The 21,294-nt window shown below is 59.5% G+C and carries 22 protein-coding genes; 9 read left to right on the top strand and 13 right to left on the bottom strand.

Features of this window, described 5'->3' with window-relative positions:
- Positions 1-5: 5 nt before the first annotated feature.
- From ntrX to hflX, 4 genes are all read left to right on the top strand, one after another.
- Complete coding sequence (gene ntrX / locus J0X15_RS04520; protein WP_206938555.1) at positions 6-1,373, top strand: nitrogen assimilation response regulator NtrX; 1,368 nt, start codon at positions 6-8, stop codon at positions 1,371-1,373.
- A gap of 54 nt (positions 1,374-1,427) precedes the next feature.
- On the top strand, positions 1,428-2,804 hold the full coding sequence (trkA, locus tag J0X15_RS04515) for a Trk system potassium transporter TrkA (protein WP_206938554.1): 1,377 nt from the start codon (positions 1,428-1,430) through the stop codon (positions 2,802-2,804).
- A gap of 653 nt (positions 2,805-3,457) precedes the next feature.
- Positions 3,458-3,715, top strand: coding sequence for an RNA chaperone Hfq (gene hfq, locus J0X15_RS04510; protein ID WP_206938553.1), 258 nt, complete (start codon positions 3,458-3,460; stop codon positions 3,713-3,715).
- Entirely contained in the window at positions 3,716-5,098 is a 1,383-nt protein-coding gene (gene hflX, locus J0X15_RS04505) for a GTPase HflX (RefSeq protein ID WP_231710293.1), read from the top strand.
- A gap of 73 nt (positions 5,099-5,171) precedes the next feature.
- Here the strand turns inward: hflX and J0X15_RS04500 are convergent, their stop codons facing one another.
- On the bottom strand, positions 5,172-5,591 hold the full coding sequence (locus tag J0X15_RS04500) for a winged helix-turn-helix transcriptional regulator (RefSeq protein WP_206938552.1): 420 nt from the start codon (positions 5,589-5,591) through the stop codon (positions 5,172-5,174).
- Between the two features lie 96 nt (positions 5,592-5,687).
- Here J0X15_RS04500 and J0X15_RS04495 point away from each other — a divergent pair, with 96 nt between their 5' ends.
- Positions 5,688-6,701, top strand: coding sequence for a zinc-binding alcohol dehydrogenase family protein (locus J0X15_RS04495; protein ID WP_206938551.1), 1,014 nt, complete (start codon positions 5,688-5,690; stop codon positions 6,699-6,701).
- 203 nt (positions 6,702-6,904) lie between these two features.
- On the opposite strand, the gene mazG is transcribed toward J0X15_RS04495, so the two are convergent.
- From mazG to J0X15_RS04445, 10 genes are all read right to left on the bottom strand, one after another.
- Entirely contained in the window at positions 6,905-7,726 is an 822-nt protein-coding gene (gene mazG, locus J0X15_RS04490; RefSeq protein ID WP_206938550.1) for a nucleoside triphosphate pyrophosphohydrolase, read from the bottom strand.
- Between the two features lie 432 nt (positions 7,727-8,158).
- On the bottom strand, positions 8,159-9,301 hold the full coding sequence (locus J0X15_RS04485; protein ID WP_206938549.1) for an ABC transporter permease: 1,143 nt from the start codon (positions 9,299-9,301) through the stop codon (positions 8,159-8,161).
- Complete coding sequence (locus J0X15_RS04480) at positions 9,298-10,188, bottom strand: ABC transporter permease (protein ID WP_206938548.1); 891 nt, start codon at positions 10,186-10,188, stop codon at positions 9,298-9,300. The genes J0X15_RS04485 and J0X15_RS04480 overlap by 4 nt, the downstream gene beginning before the upstream one ends.
- On the bottom strand, positions 10,185-10,847 hold the full coding sequence (locus tag J0X15_RS04475; protein WP_206938547.1) for a hypothetical protein: 663 nt from the start codon (positions 10,845-10,847) through the stop codon (positions 10,185-10,187). Before J0X15_RS04475 ends, J0X15_RS04480 begins: the two co-directional genes overlap by 4 nt.
- Positions 10,831-11,625 (bottom strand): ABC transporter ATP-binding protein, encoded by a 795-nt coding sequence (locus tag J0X15_RS04470; RefSeq protein WP_331461888.1) that lies wholly within the window; start codon positions 11,623-11,625, stop codon positions 10,831-10,833. Before J0X15_RS04470 ends, J0X15_RS04475 begins: the two co-directional genes overlap by 17 nt.
- A gap of 231 nt (positions 11,626-11,856) precedes the next feature.
- The gene (hydA, locus tag J0X15_RS04465) at positions 11,857-13,314 is read right to left on the bottom strand and encodes a dihydropyrimidinase (protein ID WP_206938543.1); all 1,458 of its coding nucleotides are present in this window, start codon (positions 13,312-13,314) and stop codon (positions 11,857-11,859) included.
- An 87-nt stretch (positions 13,315-13,401) separates the two neighbouring features.
- On the bottom strand, positions 13,402-13,674 hold the full coding sequence (locus J0X15_RS20405; RefSeq protein WP_408015330.1) for a GIY-YIG nuclease family protein: 273 nt from the start codon (positions 13,672-13,674) through the stop codon (positions 13,402-13,404).
- 87 nt (positions 13,675-13,761) lie between these two features.
- Positions 13,762-15,018, bottom strand: a complete 1,257-nt coding sequence (locus J0X15_RS04455) for a Zn-dependent hydrolase (protein ID WP_206938541.1) — start codon at positions 15,016-15,018, stop codon at positions 13,762-13,764.
- A 12-nt stretch (positions 15,019-15,030) separates the two neighbouring features.
- On the bottom strand, positions 15,031-15,318 hold the full coding sequence (locus J0X15_RS04450) for a cupin domain-containing protein (protein WP_206938539.1): 288 nt from the start codon (positions 15,316-15,318) through the stop codon (positions 15,031-15,033).
- A 73-nt stretch (positions 15,319-15,391) separates the two neighbouring features.
- The gene (locus J0X15_RS04445) at positions 15,392-16,720 is read right to left on the bottom strand and encodes an aspartate aminotransferase family protein (RefSeq protein WP_206938537.1); all 1,329 of its coding nucleotides are present in this window, start codon (positions 16,718-16,720) and stop codon (positions 15,392-15,394) included.
- 356 nt (positions 16,721-17,076) lie between these two features.
- Between J0X15_RS04445 and J0X15_RS04440 the strand changes: the two genes are divergently transcribed.
- The 4 genes from J0X15_RS04440 to J0X15_RS04425 are packed head-to-tail and all read left to right on the top strand — an operon-like array spanning position 17,077 to position 20,171.
- Positions 17,077-17,739 carry a TetR/AcrR family transcriptional regulator gene (locus J0X15_RS04440; RefSeq protein ID WP_231710292.1) on the top strand — a complete coding sequence of 221 codons (663 nt, stop codon included), beginning with the start codon at positions 17,077-17,079 and terminating at the stop codon, positions 17,737-17,739.
- Between the two features lie 41 nt (positions 17,740-17,780).
- The gene (locus J0X15_RS04435; protein WP_206938533.1) at positions 17,781-18,518 is read left to right on the top strand and encodes a TetR family transcriptional regulator C-terminal domain-containing protein; all 738 of its coding nucleotides are present in this window, start codon (positions 17,781-17,783) and stop codon (positions 18,516-18,518) included.
- A gap of 47 nt (positions 18,519-18,565) precedes the next feature.
- Positions 18,566-18,997 carry an alternative ribosome rescue aminoacyl-tRNA hydrolase ArfB gene (gene arfB / locus J0X15_RS04430; RefSeq protein ID WP_206939243.1) on the top strand — a complete coding sequence of 144 codons (432 nt, stop codon included), beginning with the start codon at positions 18,566-18,568 and terminating at the stop codon, positions 18,995-18,997.
- 43 nt (positions 18,998-19,040) lie between these two features.
- Complete coding sequence (locus J0X15_RS04425) at positions 19,041-20,171, top strand: threonine synthase (protein WP_206938531.1); 1,131 nt, start codon at positions 19,041-19,043, stop codon at positions 20,169-20,171.
- 24 nt (positions 20,172-20,195) lie between these two features.
- Here the strand turns inward: J0X15_RS04425 and J0X15_RS04420 are convergent, their stop codons facing one another.
- Positions 20,196-20,600, bottom strand: a complete 405-nt coding sequence (locus tag J0X15_RS04420) for a VOC family protein (protein WP_206938529.1) — start codon at positions 20,598-20,600, stop codon at positions 20,196-20,198.
- Positions 20,601-20,747: 147 nt separating this feature from the next.
- Entirely contained in the window at positions 20,748-21,128 is a 381-nt protein-coding gene (locus tag J0X15_RS04415) for a YkvA family protein (protein ID WP_206938527.1), read from the bottom strand.
- Positions 21,129-21,294 lie beyond the last annotated feature (166 nt).

The following is a 21,294-nucleotide window of genomic DNA, read 5'->3' as shown; positions in this document are numbered from 1 at the left end:
TATCAATGGCTCATGACATTTTGGTCGTGGATGACGAAAAAGACATCCGCGAATTGATTGCAGGAATTCTGGACGACGAAGGCTTCGGCACGCGCACGGCAAGTTGCAGCGATACGGCGCTGGCGGCTTTCAAGGCGCGCCGGCCATCGCTGGTGATCCTGGACATCTGGCTGCAGGGCAGCAAGCTCGACGGGTTGGCGGTTCTCGATGCCTTGAAGGAAATGGATCCGGATTTGCCGGTGGTCATCATTTCCGGGCATGGCAACATCGAGACGGCCGTCTCTGCCATCAAGCGCGGGGCTTACGACTACATCGAAAAGCCGTTCAAGAGCGACCGGTTGATCCTGATTGTCGAGCGGGCGCTGGAAGCCTCCAGCCTGCGGCGTGAAAACCGGGAACTGAAGCAGAAGACCGGCACGCCGGATGGCATGGTCGGAAATTCCAGTGCGGCGCATCAGCTGCGCCAGGCCATCGACCGCATCGCGATCACCAACAGCCGTGTGATGATTTCCGGACCTTCCGGCTCGGGCAAGGAACTGGCGGCGCGGATGATCCATGACATGTCACCCCGGGCCAAGAGCCCGTTTGTGGTGATCAATGCGGCGACCATCACGCCCGAGCGAATGGAAGAAGAGCTTTTCGGCATCGAGGATGACGCTGGCAATTTGCGCAAGGTCGGTGCGCTGGAAGAAGCCCATGGCGGTACACTTTATCTGGATGAAGTCGGCGACATGCCGATGGAGACTCAAGGCAAGATCCTGCGGGTATTGGTCGAGCAGAGCTTTTCGCGGCTGAACGGCGCGCGGAAAGTTCAGGTCGATGTGCGCATTTTATCGTCAACGGCCAAGGATCTGGAAGCCGAGATCGACGTGGGACGGTTTCGTCAGGACCTGTTTCATCGGCTGGGTGTGGTGCCGCTGCGGGTGCCGGGACTGGCCGAGCGACGGGAAGATATTCCTACGCTTGTCGGGTTTTTCGTGCAGCAGGTCTCAAGTGCGTCGGGCATTCCGATGCGTGAGATCGGCGGTGATGCCATGGCAGTGCTGCAGACTCATGACTGGCCCGGTAATGTGCGCCAGCTTCGCAACAACGTCGAGCGGTTGTTGATCCTGGCACGGGGCGATGCGGACAGTCCGATCACCGCGGACCTGCTTCCGGCGGAGGTCGGGGCGATGCTTCCCGGCCTTGCCAGCAATGGCGGTGGCGAGCATTTGATGTCGGTGCCCTTGCGGGAGGCGCGGGAGATTTTCGAGCGCGATTACCTGCAGGCCCAGATCAAGAGATTTGATGGCAACATCTCCCGTACGGCAGAATTCGTCGGTATGGAGCGGTCGGCGCTCCACCGCAAATTGAAGACTTTGGGGCTGTCCTGAGCCTCAAGCTCTGCTAAGGGGTCATGACAACCGTTTTTATAAAGGGTCTCGATCATGAAGGTGGTCATTTGCGGCGCTGGCCAGGTGGGCTACGGTATCGCGGAACGTCTTGCGGCAGAGCAGAATGACGTCTCGGTGATCGACAGCTCGCCGAAGCTGATCAATGCCATCGGCGATCAGCTTGATGTGCGCGGCTTCGTCGGCCATGGGGCGCATCCGGACGTGCTGGCGGCAGCTGGTGCCGAAGAAGCCGACATGATCATCGCGGTCACCCTTTATGATGAGGTCAACATGGTGGCCTGTCAGGTCGCCCATTCGCTCTTCAACGTGCCGACCAAGGTCGCCCGTATCCGCTCGCAAAGCTATCTGCAGGGGCGCTGGCAGAACCTGTTTTCGCGCGAGAACATGCCGATTGATGTGATCATTTCTCCGGAAATCGAAGTCGGGGAAATGGTGCTGCGGCGTCTGGCCTTGCCGGGGGCTGTCGAAACCGTGCGGTTCGCCGATGATCAGGTGGTCACTGTCGGCATCAACATCGAGGACGATTGTCCGGTGGTTGATACGCCATTGCGCCAGCTCACAGAACTGTTTCCGGATCTGGGTGCCGTGGTGGTCGGGGTCTATCGCAACAACAATCTGTTCGTGCCGTCGAGCTCGGATTCCCTGCTTGTCGGCGATCTGGCCTATGTTGTTGCCAAACGCGATCAGGTTCGGCGTGCGCTTGGGATTTTCGGACACGAAGAGCCGGAAGCCAGCCGTGTGGTCATCGCCGGCGGTGGCAACATCGGCCTGTATGTGGCGCGGGCGCTGGAAAGCCGCCACTCCAACACACGGGTCAAGCTGATCGAAGCATCGCGTGAGCGTGCCGTTGGGGTTGCCGATGAGTTGAAACGGTCGGTTATCCTGCATGGCAGCGCGCTGGATCAGGGGATCCTGGACGAAGCGGATGTCGGGTCGGCTGACACGATGGTCGCCCTGACCAACGACGATGAAGTCAACATCCTGTCCTGCGTGATGGCAAAGAAGCTCGGTTGTCGACGCAACCTCTGCCTGCTCAACAATCCGAGTTATCCGGCCTTTACCGCCGCACTGGGGATTGATGCCTTCATCAACCCGCGTGCGGTGACGATCTCCAAGATCCTGCAGCATGTGCGGCGTGGTCGTATCCGCGGCGTGCACTCTCTGCAAAACGGGGCTGCCGAGGTTGTTGAGGCCGAAGCACTGGATACCTCGCCGCTGGTCGGGCGCCCCTTGCGCGAGATCGATCTGCCAACCGGTATCCGGGTCGGGGCAGTTTACCGTAATGGCAAGGTCTACACGCCGAACGGTGATTTCCAGATCCAGGCCCAGGATCGTATCGTTATTTTCGCGGTTGCGGCCAGAGTGCGCCAGGTAGAGCAGATGTTCCGGGTAAGCCTGGAGTTTTTCTAGGAAAGCGGGGCCCAAAGCCGCCCTTTATCTCATTTGCAATGCAGCATCTGTGACTTTTCCTTCCGCGGATTAAGTGTTTGTACGGTGCTGGCGTTTGTGCTCATGACAAAAACCTCGAGGTAATCTCTGCAAGGCCCCTTGATCTTTTTTTTAGAGGCGGGTTACCTTCAAGGGCGTGGGTAAGATCTGTTTTTCATGAACCGGCAGGACGCGTGCTCCGCCATGGTTGTCCGGTCTTCGTCCTCAGGTGATGAGGATAGATCGGCTATGTCAGAATGTGCTGGCAGGACCATGTTACCACCAGCGGCGTTGCGGATACTCTGGGAACCACAATGACTGAGTTTGCAGGGTGCACAACGCCCCGCTGACAAGTGTTGGGCAGGTGTAAACTGGCGCGATGATTGCACTAAGCTGTGCATACTGCTACAGATTCTTGGTAGGGCACTTTCCTGCTTTTGGTTCTGTAACGATAGTTTGAAGTTCGTCTGAAGTCTGCCGATGACCGCGGGACCGGTCTCGGCGATGTGCTGAGCATGGCGACGTAAGGATAAAGTCTGATGGGGCGGCAGCTTTGTGTTTAGGGCCCCAGGAAAGACTAAGATTTAAAGCACCGGATGCCCCGGCCGCATTCGGAGGAAATAGGATAAAAATATATGGCTGAGCGCACACAAAATCTTCAAGACACTTTCCTAAATCACGTCCGCAAGCAAAAAACTCCGCTGACGATTTTTCTGATCAACGGCGTCAAACTTCAGGGCGTCGTGACCTGGTTTGATAATTTCTGCGTCCTGCTGCGCCGGGACGGGCACTCACAACTTGTATATAAACACGCCATCTCCACAATTATGCCAAACGCACCGGTACAACTGTTTGAACCGAATGAAGATGGTGTTGAAAAGGCAGGCAGCTGATTGCAACCGAAATCTCGCGAAAGCGACACGACAAGTAAAGCGGATGGCGATCGCGGGGGAATTGATCGGCGTCCGCAGCCCTTCCGGGCAATGATCATAGAGCCGGTTCTCTCCGGGCGCCGCGCTGCGGCCGATGAAGGACTGCGCGCCATGCGCGAACCCGAGGCCCGACTGGAAGAAGCGGTTGGCCTCTCCGCCGCGATCAATCTCCAAATCATCTATTCCGACGTGGTGCGCGTCAGCGCACCGAAACCCGCAACCTTGTTTGGGGAAGGCAAGGTTTCTGAATTTGCCGGCATTGTCGAGGCCGAGGAAATCGACCTCGTGGTGATCGACCATCCTTTGACACCTATCCAGCAGCGTAATCTGGAAAAGGACCTGAAGACCAAGGTGATCGATCGAACCGGGCTGATTCTGGAAATCTTCGGGGACCGGGCGCGCACCAAGGAAGGCCGTCTGCAGGTGGATCTGGCGCATCTGTCGTGGCAAAAGAGCCGGCTCGTGCGATCCTGGACCCACCTTGAACGGCAGCGCGGCGGCGTTGGCTTCATGGGTGGTCCGGGTGAAACCCAGATCGAGGCGGATAGACGCCAGATTCAAGATCGCATCATGGCCCTGCAGAAGCAGCTGGAAAGCGTGCGGCGGACCCGTGACCTGCATCGCAAGAAGCGTAAGAAGATCCCGCAGCCGGTCGTTGCACTCGTCGGCTATACCAACGCCGGCAAGTCGACGCTGTTCAACCGGATGACCAAAGCGGATGTCTTCGCTCAGGATCTGCTGTTTGCAACGCTGGACCCGACACTGCGCAAGATCAAGCTTCCGCATGGGCGGGAGGTGATCCTCTCCGACACGGTGGGCTTCATTTCCGACTTGCCGACCCATCTGGTCGCAGCCTTCCGCGCAACGCTGGAAGAGGTTCTGGAAGCGGATCTGATCCTGCACGTGCGCGATATCTCGCATCCGGATTCCGATGCCCAGGCCGAAGACGTCAAGAAGACGCTGGACGACCTTGGTGTCAATCCTTCGACCGGTGCGCCGGTGGTTGAGGTCTGGAACAAGATCGACAATCTGGATGAGGCCTATCGTGACAAGCTGCTCGAGGACCAGTCTGGTGAGGACGAGGGCTCTATTGCGCTTTCCGCTCTGACCGGGGCCGGTCTGGAGACGCTCTACAGCCGCATCGATACTTTCATGGCGAAGCACGATGACCTGTTCACCGTCAAGATACCTGTGACGGATGGCGCATTGCTGGCTCAGCTGTATCAGCTGGCAGAGGTGCTTGAGCGGGAGGACGGTGAGGATTTCATCGAAGCGGATGTCCGGGTTACGGACAAGCAGCGCGGCCCTTTCCGTGGCTCCTTTGCAGAGTATATCGTCGACTAGGCAGTGATGTTATCCGTTGAAGCTGTTCATGCGCCCGGTCAGTGATGGCCGGGCGCATTTGCGTTGATCGGGCTTAGACGGCGAGGGGGGTGCTCTCTTGCTCTGTCGAAAGCGGCTGGTCCTTTGTGGGCTTTCCGGCTTCGCCGTTCTGCCCAAACATGTTGAGGTGTTCGTCGCCCCAGTCTTTCAGCGCGCGCAGGATCGGGAACAGGCCACGCCCCATGTCGGTCAGGCTGTATTCGACCTTGGGCGGCACCTGCGGATAGACTTCGCGGTGGATGAGGCCGTCTTCTTCCAGCTCGCGCAGCTGATTGGTCAGCATGCGCTGAGTGACGCTTGGAATGCGGCGGCGGATCTCGTTGAAGCGCAACACGTCCTCCTCCAGAAGATGCCACAACACGACACATTTCCATTTTCCGTCAATGAGGGCGACAGCGGCTTCCACCGCGCAACCGGGTGTGCAGTCGAAACGGGAATGCCGGACCTTGGCCATTACGGTATCCTTTTTGATACTATGGGCGTTTTTTGTGCGTATAGCGCTTTTCTGCCTGTTTGCTATCTACAGCCAGAACCAAACAGGAGGCAAGCCATGAAAGCTGTCGCATACAAGATCCCCGGCGCCATCGACCGGGACGACGCCCTGCAAGACGTTACGCTCGATACGCCTGTTCCGACCGGACACGACCTGCTGGTCGAAGTCCGCGCCGTGTCCGTCAATCCCGTCGACACCAAGGTCCGATCGAAGGCCGCAGCGGAAGACGGTGGCTGGAAAGTTCTCGGTTGGGATGCTGCCGGGATTGTTTCCGCGGTGGGTGATCAGGTTACCGGCTTCAAGCCAGGTGATGAAGTCTGGTACGCCGGGTCTATTCTGCGCCAGGGCACCAATTCCGAATTCCATCTGGTGGATGAGCGCATTGTCGGGCGCAAGCCGACCAGCGCGTCGTTTGCCGAGGCTGCTGCTTTGCCGCTGACCAGCCTGACTGCCTGGGAAATGCTGTTTGATCGGCTGAGAGTCACAGCGCCGGTGCCAGGTGCAGACAACGCCGTGCTAATCATCGGTGGGGCCGGGGGTGTTGGGTCCATCGCCATCCAGCTGCTGCGGGAAAAGACCGATCTGACGGTGATCGCCACGGCATCGCGTCCGGAAACAGTCGCCTGGGTCAAGGAGCTCGGCGCGCATCATGTCATTGATCATCACAAACCGTTCGGTGAGCAGCTGAAGGCCTTGGGTCTCGGCGCACCGGCGTTCGTCTTCTCCACCAATGCGACCCAGCATCATGCCGAGCAGATCGCTGATGTTATTGCGCCTCAAGGTCGCTTCGGGCTGATCGACGATCCGGAAAGTGTTGCCATCGGCCTGTTCAAGTCGAAGTCCGTCTCGATCCATTGGGAGCTGATGTACACCCGCTCGATATTCCAGACACCGGACATGAACGAGCAGGGCAAAATCCTCAATGAAGTCTCTGGTTTGATCGACGCAAAAAAGATCCGCACCACGCTGACGGACGTCATGGGTCCAATCAACGCGGCCACCCTGCGCAAGGCCCACGGCCTGATCGAAAGCAACACCGCGCGCGGCAAGATCGTTCTTGAAGGTTTTTGAGGGCCAAAGACGGTGGCGGTGAGGTTTGATCTCCGCACCGTCATCTTTCCGCGTCTTGCCATGGCTCGACCATGGTATCCATGCCGTTCGCTCTCCTAGCGGAAGAGTTTTTCCAAAGAGCGGGCGTCACGGCATGGATTGCCGGTTCAGGCCCGGCAAGGACAGCAGAGGGGGATAGGTCGGAAAGTTGTTGTTGCCGTTGCCTATTTCTTCTTCGCAGCCTGCCAGGCAGCTTCCATTTCGTTCAAGCTCATCGCGTCCAGGGTTGTTGCGGTTGTTTCGGCGTGATCTTCTATGGCGGCGAAACGGGTGCGGAACTTGAGGTTGGTTCGGCGCAGCGCTGCTTCGGGATCAATGTCGAGGTGGCGCGCCAGATTGGCCAGTGCGAACAGGGTATCGCCAAGCTCATCCTCGATCCGGTCGCGGTCAGGCGTCCCGGCCGTCAGCTCGGCTGCGAGCTCTTCAGTCTCCTCGCGGATCTTGGCCAGTACGGGCACCGGGTCGCCCCAGTCAAACCCGACCTTGGAGGCCTTGCGCTGGAGCTTTTCTGCCTCCAGCAGCGCCGGGAATGCAGTGGGGATATCATCGAGATAGCGCGGCTTCGTCTCTTCCATCCCCATCGCTGCGCGGCGCTGCGCGCGCTCAGCCTTTTCTTCCGACTTGATGCGGTCCCAGATGCCCTTGACCAACTCGGCTTTATCGCCGTTCTCGTCGCCAAAGACATGCGGATGGCGGCGGATCATCTTCTTTGTCACCCCTTCGACCACATCGGCGAAGTCGAACAGGTCTTCCTCCTGCGCCATCTGGGCGTGATAGACGACCTGAAGCAGCAGATCCCCCAGCTCTTCCTCGAGGTTTTCCATGTCGTTGCGCGCGATCGCATCGGCCACTTCGTAGGCTTCCTCGATGGTGTAGGGCGCGATGGTCCTGAACGTCTGTTCCAAATCCCAGGGACACCCGGACACAGGTGTGCGCAGGGCGGCCATGATTTCAACGAGGCGGGACACGTCGCGACCGGGTTTCATGCTTGCTAGGCCTCTTTTTCGACAGGTCAGGAATTTGGGCAGGAGCTGATCCGGCGATTGACGCCGAGACCTGCCCTACCAATGGATTTCAATGCATTCGACGTAGATGAAACGGCATGGATGCCATGGTCAAGCCATGGCATGGCGAGGGCCTGTGGATGGGCGGCCATCGTGCCGTGATGGTCGTCGATGCTCCGCGGCACCTTCGCCGGAGACAAACGAGCCGGTACCGGTTTCTTACCTCCTCACTCTCCACCGTCACCCCAGGCGACCAGAGGAAGACCCAGGACCGATGAGCCGTGAGTCTATCGAGAGAGTGGTGCCTCACCGGTCCCGGATCTGCGCTACCGCTTGTCCGGGATGGCGTTGGTGATTGCGGTTCACTCTCGGTGTCATCCTCGGGACTGGGCCGAGCATGAGAATGGATAAGTTTCAGCCCCGCACCGAGGGGTGCCAGAAGGTGACGGTGCGCTCAAGCAGGGCGACGGCGCCGTAAAACAGGGATCCAGCGAGGGCTGCGACGGCGATTTCGGCCCAGACCATGTCGACATTCATGCGGCCGACTTCTGTGGAAATGCGGAAGCCCATGCCGACGATGGGCGTGCCAAAGAATTCCGCCACGATGGCGCCGATAAGGGCGAGGGTGGAATTGATCTTGAGAGCGTTGAAAATGAACGGCATGGCCATCGGCAGGCGCAGTTTGAACAGGGTTTGCCAGTCGCTGGACGCATAGGTCCGCATCAGGTCGCGCTGCATGGCATCAGACGCGGCCAGCCCGGACACCGTGTTCACCAGCATCGGGAAGAAGGTCATGATGATGACCACTGCGGCCTTGGACGGCCAGTCAAAGCCGAACCACATAACCATGATGGGGGCGATTCCGACGATCGGAAGGGCGGAGACCAGATTGCCGACGGGCATCAGGCCACGCCGCAGGAAGGGAATGCGGTCGACGGCGATGGCGAGCAGAAAACCCGACCCACAGCCCAGCACATAGCCGATGATCACCGCTTTGAGGAAAGTCTGCTGAAAATCGGCCCAGAGGATCGGCACTGAGTTGATCAGGCGCAGCCAGATATCGGCAGGCGCCGGCAGCAGCACCTTCGGCACGCCGAGTCCGACTGTGATGAGCTGCCAGATGACGAGGATCCAGGCGCCGAAAAGGATCGGAATGATCAGGTTGACCAGCTTGCCGGCGTTGCCCTTCAGTTTCCATGTCGCAAGACGTTCTATGAAGAGCCAGGCGGTGGCCCAGGCGGCGAACATCAGGCAGAAGAAGCCGGTGGTGGCCGCGCCCGGATAGGCGCTGGTGGCGCCGATCAGAAAGCCGCTTGCAAGCGCCGTGACAATACCAAGCGCCACATCGCCGACCTTGTTATGAGCAAAGCCGAGCCCGAAGCGGACACCGAGGATGGCAAGAAGCACGGCTGCCACTGCGAGCGTCGGATTGGAAAGAGCTGTGATGTCAGGATTGAAAACCGTCGTCACCAAAGCAAGCGCAGACAGCGCGACAGCCCCCCAGGCGAGCACGTTGGAGACCGTCAGCCGACTTTGCTGTCTTGTTGCCGTTGTCATGCTGCCATCCCCATGCGCTTCAGGACGTTCTTTTCAATCAGCCCGATCATACCGACCAGACAGCCGGCCAGAACCGAGGCCATAATCAGTGCCGACCAGATCTGCACGGTCTGACCGTAGTAGGATCCTGCGAGCAGGCGGGCCCCCAGGCCGGCGACGGCTCCGGTCGGCAGCTCGCCGATGATGGCGCCGACGAGCGAGGCGGCGATGCCGATCTTCATGGATGTGAAGAGAAAAGGCAGGGCGTAGGGCAGGCGCAGCTTGAAGAAGGTTTCGAGTCGGCTGGCCGAATAGGTGTGCATCAGGTCCAGGTGGATGATTTCCGGCGAGCGGAGCCCCTTCACCATGCCGACGGTGACTGGAAAGAACGCCAGATAGGTCGAGATCATGGCCTTCGGGAGAAGCCCGGAAATGCCGACCGCGTTCAGCACCACGATGATCATCGGCGCGATGGCGAGGATCGGGATGGTCTGCGAGGCGATCACCCAGGGCATCAGCGACTTGTCGAGAACACCGGAGTGAACGATGCCGACGGCAATCAGAACGCCGAGGCTGGTGCCGATGAGAAAGCCCAAAAGGGTTGTCGACAGGGTGATCCAGGCATGGAAGACCAGTGAGCGTTTGGAAGTGATCTTCTTCTCAACAGTGGTTTGCCAGATTTCCGTTGCCACTTGATGCGGCGCCGGCAGCACCGGACGCTTTTGCACCAGCGTGTCGCTCAACAGTTGGGAGAACGGCACATCGGTCTGCTTGGCGCGTTCATAGGTGTCGCGCTGGAACGGCGCGTTGAGCGCCACGGCTGCGACATACCAGATGGCAATGATGGCAATGACCACGGTGACCACGGGCAGGGTGGTGCCCGCGGCGAGGCGGGAGAGGGGGCTCATAACCTTGCTCCTTCCTCGAATGTCGTCATCCCGGACGCAGTGAAACACAGAGCCGGGATCTGTGCGCCGGAAACCGCGCCGTGGCTCACCGGTCCCGGATCGCGCTGTGCTTGTCCGGGATGACGATGGGAGGCTCGGGAACTTGTATCTCCCCCTGCGGTATTTCCAGTTCCGTCATCCCATGGCTTGACCATGGGATCCATGCCGTTGCGTTGCCAGGTTGTGTGGTTTCGGCTTGTGGTCGATGTCATGGCATGGATTACCGGATCAAGTCCGGTAATGACGGCGGCGTTGGAATGCGGCGACACGCTCTCCAGCGTCATGCTCGGCCTTGTGCCGGGCATCCAGCCCTGCTGCAGACTGGATCCTCGGAACAGGCCCGAGGATGACGGAGGCAAGCGGTGAATTTGGTCTTTTGCCATCCCGGACGCAGAGAAATGGGGAGCCGGGATCGGTGTGCCCGAAACTGCGCCGTGGCTCACCGGTCCCGGATCGCGCTGTGCTTGTCCGGGATGAGGATGGGAGGCTCGGGAAGTTGGATCTCCCCCTGCGGTATTTTCAGCTCCGTCATCCCAAGGCTCGACCATGGGATCCATGCCGTGACCCTGCATGGCAGAAAATCCCGCGTTGGATATAGCCTGCTCAGTCATCATAAGCATGCCCCGCCTTCAGACCTTCACGGACGCGTTGCGCGATGCGCAGGAATTCCGGGCTTTCGCGCAGGTCGAGGGTGCGCTGGCGCGGCAGGTCGCTTTCGATGACGTCATAGATCCGGCCCGGACGCGGGCACAGAACGACGATCTTTGTCGACAGATACACGGCTTCGGGAATGGAGTGGGTGACGAAGACGACGGTCTTGTTGGTCTTGGCCCAAAGCTGATGTAATTGATCGTTGAGATGGTCGCGAACGATTTCATCCAGCGCGCCAAACGGCTCATCCATCAACAGAAGGTCCGGTTCAACGGCGAGGGCGCGGGCAATCGAGGCACGCTGCTGCATGCCGCCGGACAGCTGCCACGGGAATTTCTGACTGAAGTCGGCAAGCTCCACCAGCTCCAGCACCTTGTCGATGCGCGCTGTCTGCTCCTTGCGGGTCAGGCCCATGATTTCCAGTGGCAGAGCGATGTTTTTCTCAATCGTCCGCCAGGGATAAAGCGCTGCGGCCTGAAAGACATAGCCGTAGGCCCGGTCGAGCCGGGCGTTTTCCGGTGTGGTTCCGTTGACGGTGATGTCGCCGGCGGTCTTCTTTTCCAGATCCGCGATAACCCGCAATAAGGTGGTCTTGCCGCAACCCGAGGGGCCGATGAAGGACACAAACTCGCCCTTTTCAACCTTCAGGTCGATGTCGGACAGCGCGTGCACCGGACCGTCATTGGTCTCGAAGGTGAGCGACAGGTTCTGAATGTCGATGACCGGTGTGGATCGTCCCCCTCCCACGTGTGGGGAGGGGCTAGGGGTGGGGGTAGTGTTGTCGACAGAGGTGTTCACTTCGTTGCCCCTAAATCTTTCCAAATCTGCTCCGTTCAACCGCCAAACGATTGAGGAAAGGTCACCGGTCATCACATGCGGTGTGTTTTAGCCTGCTTGGGGCGGCATTCACCAGCCGGTGGCGAAAAATCTGCCCCTCCACCCCTAACCCCTCCCCACAATGGGGAGGGGAATACGGCATTAGACGCCCGTTGCCGGGATGCCGGTGCGTTCCACCTTGCGTGGAGATGTGAGCTCCTTCCAGGTGGACAGCGCCTTGTTGACGGCCGGGTAAGGTTCGCGTTTGACGAACTTGCCGTGGCCCTGTTCGGACTTCATCGTGCCGTCTTCGACGGCGACCTTGCCGCGGGTCAGGGTGTAGCGCGGCAGGCCCTTGACGGTCTTGCCTTCAAACACGTTGTAGTCGATGGCCGACTGCTGGGTGCTGGCGGAGATTGTCTTGGACTTTTCCGGATCCCAGACCACCAGATCCGCGTCCGCCCCGACGAGCACGGCGCCCTTCTTCGGGTAGACATTCAGAATCTTGGCGATGTTTGTCGAGGTGACGGCGACGAATTCGTTCATCGTCAGGCGACCGGTGGAGACGCCGTAAGTCCACAGCATCGGCAGGCGATCTTCCAATCCGCCGGTGCCATTCGGGATCTTGGTAAAGTCGCCAACCCCATAACGCTTCTGATCCGTGGTGAAAGCGCAGTGGTCGGTCGCGACCACCTGCAGGGAGCCGCTCGCCAGACCGGCCCAAAGGCTGTCCTGGTGCTGCTTGTTGCGGAACGGAGGCGACATGACACGGCGGGCGGCGTGATCCCAGTCCTTGTTGAAATATTCGCTTTCATCCAGAGTCAGATGCTGGATCAGCGGTTCGCCATAGACGCGCTTGCCCTGCTGGCGGGCGCGGCGGATGGCTTCGTGGGATTCTTCGCAGGATGTGTGCACCACGTAGAGCGGAACGCCGGCCATGTCTGCAATCATGATGGCGCGGTTGGTGGCTTCGCCTTCCACCTGGGGCGGGCGGGAATAGGCATGGGCTTCCGGCCCGTTGTTGCCTTCAGCCAGAAGCTGGGCGGAGAGGTCGGCGACCACGTCACCGTTTTCGGCATGGACCAGCGGCATGGCGCCAAGGGCGGCGCAGCGCTTGAAGGACGCATACATCTCGTCGTCCTGCACCATCAGCGCACCCTTGTAGGCCATGAAGTGCTTGAACGTGTTGATGCCCTTTTCCTTGACCACAGTCTCCATCTCGTTGAAGACCTGCTCGCCCCACCAGGTGATCGCCATGTGGAAGGAATAGTCGCAGTGCGCCATGGTCGACTTGTTGTCCCAGGCCTGGAAGGCTTCCAGCAGGGACTGGTTCGGTGCGGGCAAGCAGAAGTCGACCAGCATGGTGGTGCCGCCGGCAAGCGCTGCCCGTGTACCGCTGTCGAAATCATCGGCGGAGAAGGTGCCCATGAAGGGCATTTCCATGTGGGTGTGCGGATCAATGCCGCCCGGCATGATGTAACAGCCGGTCGCGTCCAGGGTTTCGTCGCCGGAAAGGTTCGGTCCAATCTCGACGATCACCTCGCCCTCGATCTTGACGTCAGCCTTGTAAGTCAGATCCGCGGTGACGACCGTGCCGCCCTTGATCACCTTCGTTGCCATTGCTGTTCCCCTTTGTTTGTAACTTCGGCCCCTTTGGGCCTTACATAACCTAACCCGGCGCTGTCCCGGCGTTGAGCCGGGACCATTTCAGTCAAAAGGAATGAAGTGCGACATGTCCTCCCATGCCGGATTGAATTCCTCGATCAATCTATCTTTCCACGCCCTCTTCCAGCGCTTAAGGCGGTGTTCCCGATGGATCGCATCCAGAGCCACGTCATGACATTCGAAGTAGACCAGCGTTTTGATGTTGTACTTCGCTGTGTGACTTCCTGGCATTCCGGCCTGATGCTGTTTCAATCTATTTCGCAGGTTCCGCGCGCTACCAACATAGATGGCTCCATGTGGTTTGTTCGCGAGGATGTAGACGAAATAGCTCAGGCAACGGTCCCTTCTGCTCGCGTCCTTGCAGGTCCCGGCTCAAGGCCGGGACAGCGCGGCATTAATCTATCACTCAACAATCTCCGCCGTCTCGACGACAGCGTGAAACAGGACGTCGGTTCCGGCGCTGGCCCAGTCCTTGGAGATCTCTTCCGCCTCGTTGTGAGACAGACCGTCGACACAGGGGCACATGATCATGGCGGTTGGAGCTACCTTGTTGATCCAGCAGGCATCGTGTCCGGCACCGGAAATGATATTCTGATGCGAATAGCCCAGGCGTTCGGCCGCATTTCGGACGGCGGTGACGCAAGTCTCGTCGAAGGTAACCGGGTCGAAGTGGCCGGCTTCCTCGATGTCGACGCTGAGGCCAAGTTCTTCGGCGATTTTCGGTGCCTTTTCCTCAAACTCCGCCTTCATGCCGTCCAGGGTGTCCTGGTTGGGCGAGCGGAAGTCGACGGTGAAGACCACCTTGCCGGGGATGACGTTGCGCGAATTCGGATAGACGTCGCAGTGGCCGATGGCACCGACGGCGGCCGGCTGGTGGCTCATGGCGATCTGATGCACCAGTTCCGTCATCCGGGCCATGCCGAGGCCGGCGTTGCGGCGCATTGGCATCGGCGTCGAGCCGGTATGGCTGTCGCGGCCGGTGACTGTGACCTGCAGCCACCACAGGCCCTGGCCGTGGGTGACGACGCCAATGTCCTTGTTTTCGGCTTCGAGGATCGGGCCTTGCTCGATGTGTAATTCGAACATGGCGTGGATCTTGTCCTTGCGGGCGCCGACTTCCTCGTCGCCGACCCAGCCGATGCGCTTCAGCTCGTCACCGAAGCTCTTGCCCTCGGCGTCTTCCTTGGCGTAGGCCCAGTCCTGCGTATGAATTCCGGCAAAGACGCCGGACGCCAGCATGGCGGGCGCAAAGCGTGTGCCTTCCTCGTTGGTCCAGTTGGCCACAACGATCGGGTGTTTGGTCTTGATGCCGAGGTCATTCATCGTGCGGATGACTTCGAGACCGCCAAGAACCCCGAGGACGCCGTCGTATTTTCCGCCGGTGGGCTGGGTATCCAGATGGGAGCCCATATAGACCGGCTTGGCTTGCGGATCGGTGCCTTCGCGGCGCATGAACATGTTGCCCATGGTGTCGACGGTCATGGTCATGCCGGCATCTTCGCACCACTTCTGGAACAGCTTGCGGCCTTCGGCATCTTCGTCGGTCAGGGTCTGACGGTTGTTGCCGCCGGCCACGCCTGGCCCGATCTTGGCCATGTCCATCAGGCTGTCCCACAGCCGGTCACCGTTGATCCGAAGGTTTTCGCCAGGGGCTGCCATACTGGAAATCTCCTATTTCAGTTCTGTTTCGACGAAGGACATGACGGTCTCTCCGCCGTTGATGACATTGTGTTCCACGCCTTCATCGCGTCGATAGACGGTGCCTGCCGGAATCAGCACGTTGCGGCTGTCGCCACCGGGCTCTTCCAGGGTCATCGGACAGTCGGTGAGGGTGGTGATGATGTAGTCCATGCCGTGGCGGTGCCAGCCGGTCTCGGCGCCAGGCGCGAAGTCGAACCGGGTGACGCGGACGCGGTCATCGTCGATCAGCTGGGTTGCCGTGGCTTGTGCTCGTGCCATATCTGTATGCTCCTTACAGAGAACCTGAAGGAGGCGGCGGTGCGTTGTCGCGTCCGCCGCCAATGTCAGTTGATCAATCGATGCTGGTGAGCACCTTGCGCAGCTTGTCGAAGATCTCGTCGATTTCCGCCTTGGAAATGATCAGGGGCGGGGAGAGCGCGATGATGTCGCCGGTGGTGCGGATCAGCAGACCGTCTTCATAGGCCTTGAGGAAGGCGGCAAAGGCTCGCTTGGTCGGCTCACCGGCAATCGGGGACAGTTCGATGGCGCCAATCAGACCGAGGTTGCGGATGTCGATGACATTCGGGCAATCCTTCAGACTGTGCAGCCCATCTTCCCAGTATTGCGCCAGATCGGCAGCCCGGGTCAGCAGACCTTCCTCGTCGTAGGTATCGAGCGTTGCAAGGGCGGCGGCACAGGCAATCGGGTGAGCTGAATATGTGTAGCCGTGGAACAGCTCGATCATGTGATCGGGGCCATTCATGAAGGCGTCGTAGATCTTGGCAGCGCAGAGCACGGCCCCCATCGGAATGACGCCAGACGTCAGTCCCTTGGCGGTGGTGACCAGATCCGGCGTCACGCCGAAATAGTCGGTGGCGAAGGGCGAGCCGAGACGGCCAAAGCCGGTGATGACCTCATCGAAGATCAGCAGAATGCCGTTGTCGTCACAGATCTTGCGCAGCCGCTCCAGGTAGCCCTTCGGCGGGATCAGCACGCCGGTGGATCCGGCGACCGGCTCCACGATCACGGCCGCGATGGTGGAGGCGTCGTGCAGCTGAATGATGCGGATCAGGTCTTCGGCGTATTCCGCGCCGCTTTCCGGCATTCCGCGGGTGAAAGCGTTGCGCTCGGGATCATGGGTGTGGCGCATGTGGTCAACGCCGGTCAGCATGGTGCCGAAGGTGCGGCGGTTGGCGACAATACCGCCGACGGAAATGCCGCCGAAGCCGGTGCCGTGATAGCCGCGTTCGCGACCGATCAGACGGGTGCGGGTGCCCTGGCCGATGGCGCGCTGATAGGCCAGCGCGATCTTCAGAGCCGTGTCGACGCTCTCCGAGCCGGAGTTGGTGAAGAACACATGGTCGAGAGGTGAGGGCGCCATGGCAGCGAGGCGGGCCGCCAGCTCGAAGGCCTTCGGATGACCCATCTGGAACGCCGGGGCGTAATCGAGCTCTGCGACCTGGTTCTGCACCGCTTCAACGATCTTCGGGCGGCTGTGGCCAGCGTTGCAGCACCACAGACCTGCGGTGGCGTCAAGCACCTGCCGGCCGTCGGACGTGGTGTAATGCATGTCCTTGGCGCCGACGAACATGCGCGGATTCTGTTTGAACTGCCGGTTCGCCGTGTAAGGCATCCAGAAAGCTTCGAGATTGTTTGTATGGGTCGATGCCGCGCCGGACATGCTTCCTCCTTGCGGCCGAAGGCATTCCTGCCGGGCCGATTGCTGGTTTCCTGGTTCGCCAAAGGGCGGAGGTCCGCCTTTGTGCTGTTCCGCAAGCGGCTGGCTTTTGCCTTTGCCTTGCTTGCTCGTGTCTCTGGAGTGGCCAACGGTTGCTCCATTGGCCAGGGCTCTTTGACCCTTTGATTTTATTTGGTTCGGCGCAGCCTCTGCCAGTCGGGCCACAACATGTTTTGCTGGATCCACAAGACGACCGAAAGCTGACCAAACGGTCAAATCGAGGTTAGAAACCCTTGACCAGACGGTCAAGATGATAATTCAATCGGCATGATGAATTTCTGATCATGCGAGAATGCTCCTTGACCCTGACGTCCGACCCTCATTCGAAAACACGCTCGACTGCCCGGCGGGAAACCGAGCAGAGAATTCTGGATGCGGCCGAGCAGGTGTTTGCGGAGTTCGGGTTTCGCGGTGCCACCATGGGGCAGATCGCGGCGCGCGCCGACTTGCCTAAGGCCAACCTGCATTATTATTTCGACACCAAGTTGACGCTTTATCGACTGGTGGTCGAGCGGATTTTCCGCATCTGGCTGCAGGCGGCTGACACCTTTGATGACTGCGATGAACCGCGTGAGGCCCTGAGCCGATACATCCGCGCCAAGATGGACATTTCGCGTCGCTTTCCGAACGGGTCGAAGGTCTGGGCGAATGAGATCCTGCAGCAGGCACCAGTGATCCAGGACTATCTTGAAACCACGCTTGAAGACTGGACCAACAGTCGAATCGAGGTCTTGAACCGGTGGATCTCCGAGGGGCGAATTCGGGCCATCGATGGCCGGACGCTGCTCTACATGATCTGGGCGACGACGCAGCATTATGCCGACTTCAATCATCAGATCCACACGCTAAACAAGGGGGATATGCTGAGCGATGCTCAGTTCGACCTTGCCAAAGAAACTGTGGTCTCCATTATCCTGCAGGGAGTTGGAATTGCACCGGAGCCTATGGGCGAAGCCTCTTGAGGCAGGATGACGCCGGTCGGGCAGTACGTTAAAAGGCAAGCATGACCAAGACAGCGCGAAGCCGCAGAGCTTCAGCACAGAGCCAGGCGGGGCACGTGGAGTGCAACGCCGTGACCACGCCGGATGAACCCCTCAGCCGGATACAGGAAATGAACCGGGGGCGTCTTCTCGACGCGGCACTGGCCGAGTTTTCCCGTCATGGCTATTCGGGTACGACGCTGGAGCGGATTGCCGGCGCCGCGGGCATGTCCAAATCCAATCTCCTGTATTATTTTACTTCAAAATCAGCAATTTACGAGAAGTCTCTTGAGCATATTCTTGACGTTTGGCTGGCGCCTTTGCGGCTTTTGGATCCAGATGGCGATCCCGCCACAGAATTGAGCGGATACATATTGCATAAGATGAGGACTTCTCGTCAAAGTCCTGACGCATCTAGACTTTTTGCCAATGAAGTTATGAGTGGTGCGCCACGCATTCGGCGAGTGCTGGAGGTGGATCTGAAGCAGTTGGTCGAGGCCAAGATCTCGGTGATCCAGACGTGGATTGCCAGCGGAAAAATCAAACCTGTGGAGCCGCTGCACCTGATCCTGTCGATCTGGGCCATCACCCAGCATTATGCCGATTTTCAGACGCAGATCCTGGCGATGACCGGCAAGGATCTCAACGATGAGGATTTCCGCCGGGAGGCTGAAAATTCGGCTCTGTCCATGGTTCTGTCCTCGCTCGGGCTCGAAACGCCAGCGCAGGCGGTGGCCGCTTTTCGGGAGACCGGTTCTTGAGTACATCCAATCCCCCCTCAGCTCCCAAGCCGAAGTCCGACCATCAGGTGCCCAATGGCGCCATTGCGGTTTCGGGGCGCACGATCATTCTGGAAAAGGACCTGCGCGAAGAGTTCATCCGCGCCTCGGGGCCGGGCGGTCAGAATGTCAACAAGGTCTCAACAGCGGTGCAGCTCTGGTTTGATTTGAGCAGTAGCCAGACCCTGTCGGCACCGGTGAAGGAGAGGGCGGCGAAACTGGCCGGTTCCCGATTGACACAAAGTGGTGAAATTCTGATCCAGGCCGACCGCTTCCGAACGCGGGAACGCAACCGTCAGGATGCCGTCGAGCGGCTTCTCGACTTGCTGCGCCGGGCCTTGGTGGTGCCGAAAACCCGCAGGCCAACCCGTCCGACGCTTGGGTCGAAAAAGCGGCGGCTGGATACCAAGAAAAAACGCGGCGCGACCAAGAAAATGCGCTCAGGACCCGTCGGGGATTGAGTGCTGCCAACTCTTCTGCTCCAATAACTCACGGTCCTGACACATGACAGTCCAAGCGCCAGCCACTGCAGCAACTGCTGTGACACGCAATCCCGACCTCAGTGGCTTCCAATGTCTCAAGTGCGAGGCGTTGTTGCCGGTCGACGATTATCCGAGCGGCTGCCCGGCCTGTTGGCAGCGCGGCGCAGCTTCCAATGTGGTTGCAGTCTATGCAGACAAGGCTGCCGTTCGTCTGCCGTATCTTCAGCTGCCACGGCTGGGCGAGGGGAACACACGGCTGCTTGCCTGTCCGCCGGATCTGGTGGGGCGCGACAATGTCTATCTCAAGTGCGAATTCGACAATCCAACCGGCTCTCACAAGGACCGCTGCAGCGCATTCAGTGTGGCGCGGGCGTTGGAACGTGGTGATCATACGGTGATTGCAGCGTCTTCCGGCAACGCCGGGATCTCGCTCGCCGCCTATGCCCGCAACGCCGGTTTGGCCTGCGAGATTGCCGTCACCGACAGCATCGCGCCGGTTTACCGGGACGAGTTGCAGCGGCTGGGGGCGACGACCCTGTCCTTTGCCGAGGCGCGGGTACGTTGGGACTGGATGGCTGAGCGGGCGCAGGACGATGGGGTCTATGCTGCGACCAACTACTGCGTTCCTGCCGTCGGCAGCAGTCCTTTCGGCATCGAGGGCTACAAGCTGATTGCCCATGAGATTTATACTCAGCTCGGCACGACACTGCCGTCTGCCGTGGCCGTTCCGCATTGTCGAGGCGATGTGTTGAGCGGAATTTTCTTCGGGTTTCGCGAGGTTACGGAGGAGGCTCAGGCTGTGCCCCAGATCCTGCCGGTCGATCCGTTTGCGCGCACGGAGCGCATTCTGTCCGGCGAGCTGGACTACCGTGACATGTGTCCGGGAGATTCAGCCCTTCTGCCGGCGGTTGGGGGTGAGACCACGACCTGGCAGTCGGTCAATACCGCGCAGCAAAGCAGAGCAGGGGCCACCACCGTTTCAGGCGATGAGGCCGAGGCCATGCGCTTGAAAATGCTGGAGTTCGGCTTTGATCTGGAGCGTTCCGCGGTGATGTCGGTGGTGACGCTGAAGCGGTTGGTTGAGAGCGGAACTGCTGACGCTGACCGGCCGATGGTTGCGCTGCTGACGGGCGTTGGACGCCCGGGCATTTAAGCCGCGCAGGCTCTTCAAGCACTTTCAGGCACGGTCGGCAGAAAACTCGACCAGGTCCCAAAGTGTGCCGTAGAGATCCTGAAAAACCGCGACCGTGCCGTAGTCGGCGGTTTTCGGTTCGCGGACGAAAATGACGCCGTTTTCCTTGTAGCGGTTGTAATCCCGCCAGAAATCATCAGTGCGCAGAAACAGGAATACCCGGCCACCGGCCTGATTGCCGATGAAGTCCGACTGGATGTCGCCACGGGCTTCTGCCAGAACCAGTGAGCAATTTCCGTCACCCTTGGGGCGCACCACGACCCAGCGCTTTTCCTGTTCGGGCTGATAGGTGTTGTCGATCAATTCGAACCCGAGCGTGTCGACATAATAATGGATGGCTTCATCATAGTCGCGAACGACCAGAGAGATATGGGCAAGGCTCTGATTCATGGCGGGGCGCGGTCTCCATCTGGACTGATCGGACTTGGTGCCGGATATCATAGGGTCGAATGGGTGAAGCCCCAAGCCCGCAAGCACAAAGCTCCCAAATACCAAATGCTCAAGCCCGCCTGAGCGCGGTGATGCGCATCGAGATGCTCAAGGCAGGAAGAGTGGCAGGAGGACCCAGAGGGTGGCGCCGAGAGACACGATCCAGACGGTTACGACAACAACAGCAGCTTTGCGATTGCTCGGCAGTCGCGCGCCTGCGTCGGCGTGGGCTCGGTGTTCGGCCATGAGTTTCGGCGGGATGAGTTTCACCACCAGATAGATGCCCAGGGGCAGCAGAATGATATCGTCCAGATATCCCAGCACCGGGATGAAATCCGGGATCAGATCTATCGGTGACAGAGCATATCCCGTCACGACGAGTGCCATGGCTTTTGCATGCCAGGGCACACGCGGATCACGGCTTGCACCGTAAAGAGCAACGATGTCCCGTTTGATCGCGCGTGCCCATTGGCGAAGGTTCCAGGTCATAGAGACATCTCATAGCAGATGACTTGCTCCAGGATCACCTGAAAGGGACTCGCGCATGCCGATATAGTCTGTGTGGGTTAGAAGAACGTAATTCGCATAATGTAGATTATGGAATATATTGATTTGACCAGAGGCAGCTGGGATTGCTGGACTTTTTGCCCCGACT

Source organism: Roseibium limicola (genome assembly GCF_017313085.1).
GTDB lineage: Bacteria > Pseudomonadota > Alphaproteobacteria > Rhizobiales > Stappiaceae > Roseibium > Roseibium limicola.
The sequence above is the reverse complement of the archived record's forward strand: the minus strand, read 5'-3'. Positions and strand labels throughout refer to the sequence as shown.

Bases quoted from the DNA above. Each gene is read 5' to 3' on its own strand.
- J0X15_RS04435 (WP_206938533.1), top strand. From the start codon at position 17,781: ATGACCAAGACAGCGCGAAGCCGCAGAGCTTCAGCACAGAGCCAGGCG.
- J0X15_RS04495 (WP_206938551.1), top strand. From the start codon at position 5,688: ATGAAAGCTGTCGCATACAAGATCCCCGGCGCCATCGACCGGGACGAC.
- mazG (WP_206938550.1), bottom strand. From the start codon at position 7,726: ATGAAACCCGGTCGCGACGTGTCCCGCCTCGTTGAAATCATGGCCGCC.
- J0X15_RS04455 (WP_206938541.1), bottom strand. From the start codon at position 15,018: ATGGCAGCCCCTGGCGAAAACCTTCGGATCAACGGTGACCGGCTGTGG.
- J0X15_RS04445 (WP_206938537.1), bottom strand. From the start codon at position 16,720: ATGTCCGGCGCGGCATCGACCCATACAAACAATCTCGAAGCTTTCTGG.
- J0X15_RS04415 (WP_206938527.1), bottom strand. From the start codon at position 21,128: ATGACCTGGAACCTTCGCCAATGGGCACGCGCGATCAAACGGGACATC.
- hfq (WP_206938553.1), top strand. From the start codon at position 3,458: ATGGCTGAGCGCACACAAAATCTTCAAGACACTTTCCTAAATCACGTC.
- hydA (WP_206938543.1), bottom strand. From the start codon at position 13,314: ATGGCAACGAAGGTGATCAAGGGCGGCACGGTCGTCACCGCGGATCTG.
- J0X15_RS04480 (WP_206938548.1), bottom strand. From the start codon at position 10,188: ATGAGCCCCCTCTCCCGCCTCGCCGCGGGCACCACCCTGCCCGTGGTC.
- J0X15_RS04420 (WP_206938529.1), bottom strand. From the start codon at position 20,600: ATGAATCAGAGCCTTGCCCATATCTCTCTGGTCGTTCGCGACTATGAT.
- J0X15_RS04475 (WP_206938547.1), bottom strand. From the start codon at position 10,847: ATGCTTATGATGACTGAGCAGGCTATATCCAACGCGGGATTTTCTGCC.
- J0X15_RS04425 (WP_206938531.1), top strand. From the start codon at position 19,041: ATGACAGTCCAAGCGCCAGCCACTGCAGCAACTGCTGTGACACGCAAT.
- trkA (WP_206938554.1), top strand. From the start codon at position 1,428: ATGAAGGTGGTCATTTGCGGCGCTGGCCAGGTGGGCTACGGTATCGCG.
- ntrX (WP_206938555.1), top strand. From the start codon at position 6: ATGGCTCATGACATTTTGGTCGTGGATGACGAAAAAGACATCCGCGAA.
- J0X15_RS04485 (WP_206938549.1), bottom strand. From the start codon at position 9,301: ATGACAACGGCAACAAGACAGCAAAGTCGGCTGACGGTCTCCAACGTG.
- J0X15_RS04500 (WP_206938552.1), bottom strand. From the start codon at position 5,591: ATGGCCAAGGTCCGGCATTCCCGTTTCGACTGCACACCCGGTTGCGCG.
- J0X15_RS04450 (WP_206938539.1), bottom strand. From the start codon at position 15,318: ATGGCACGAGCACAAGCCACGGCAACCCAGCTGATCGACGATGACCGC.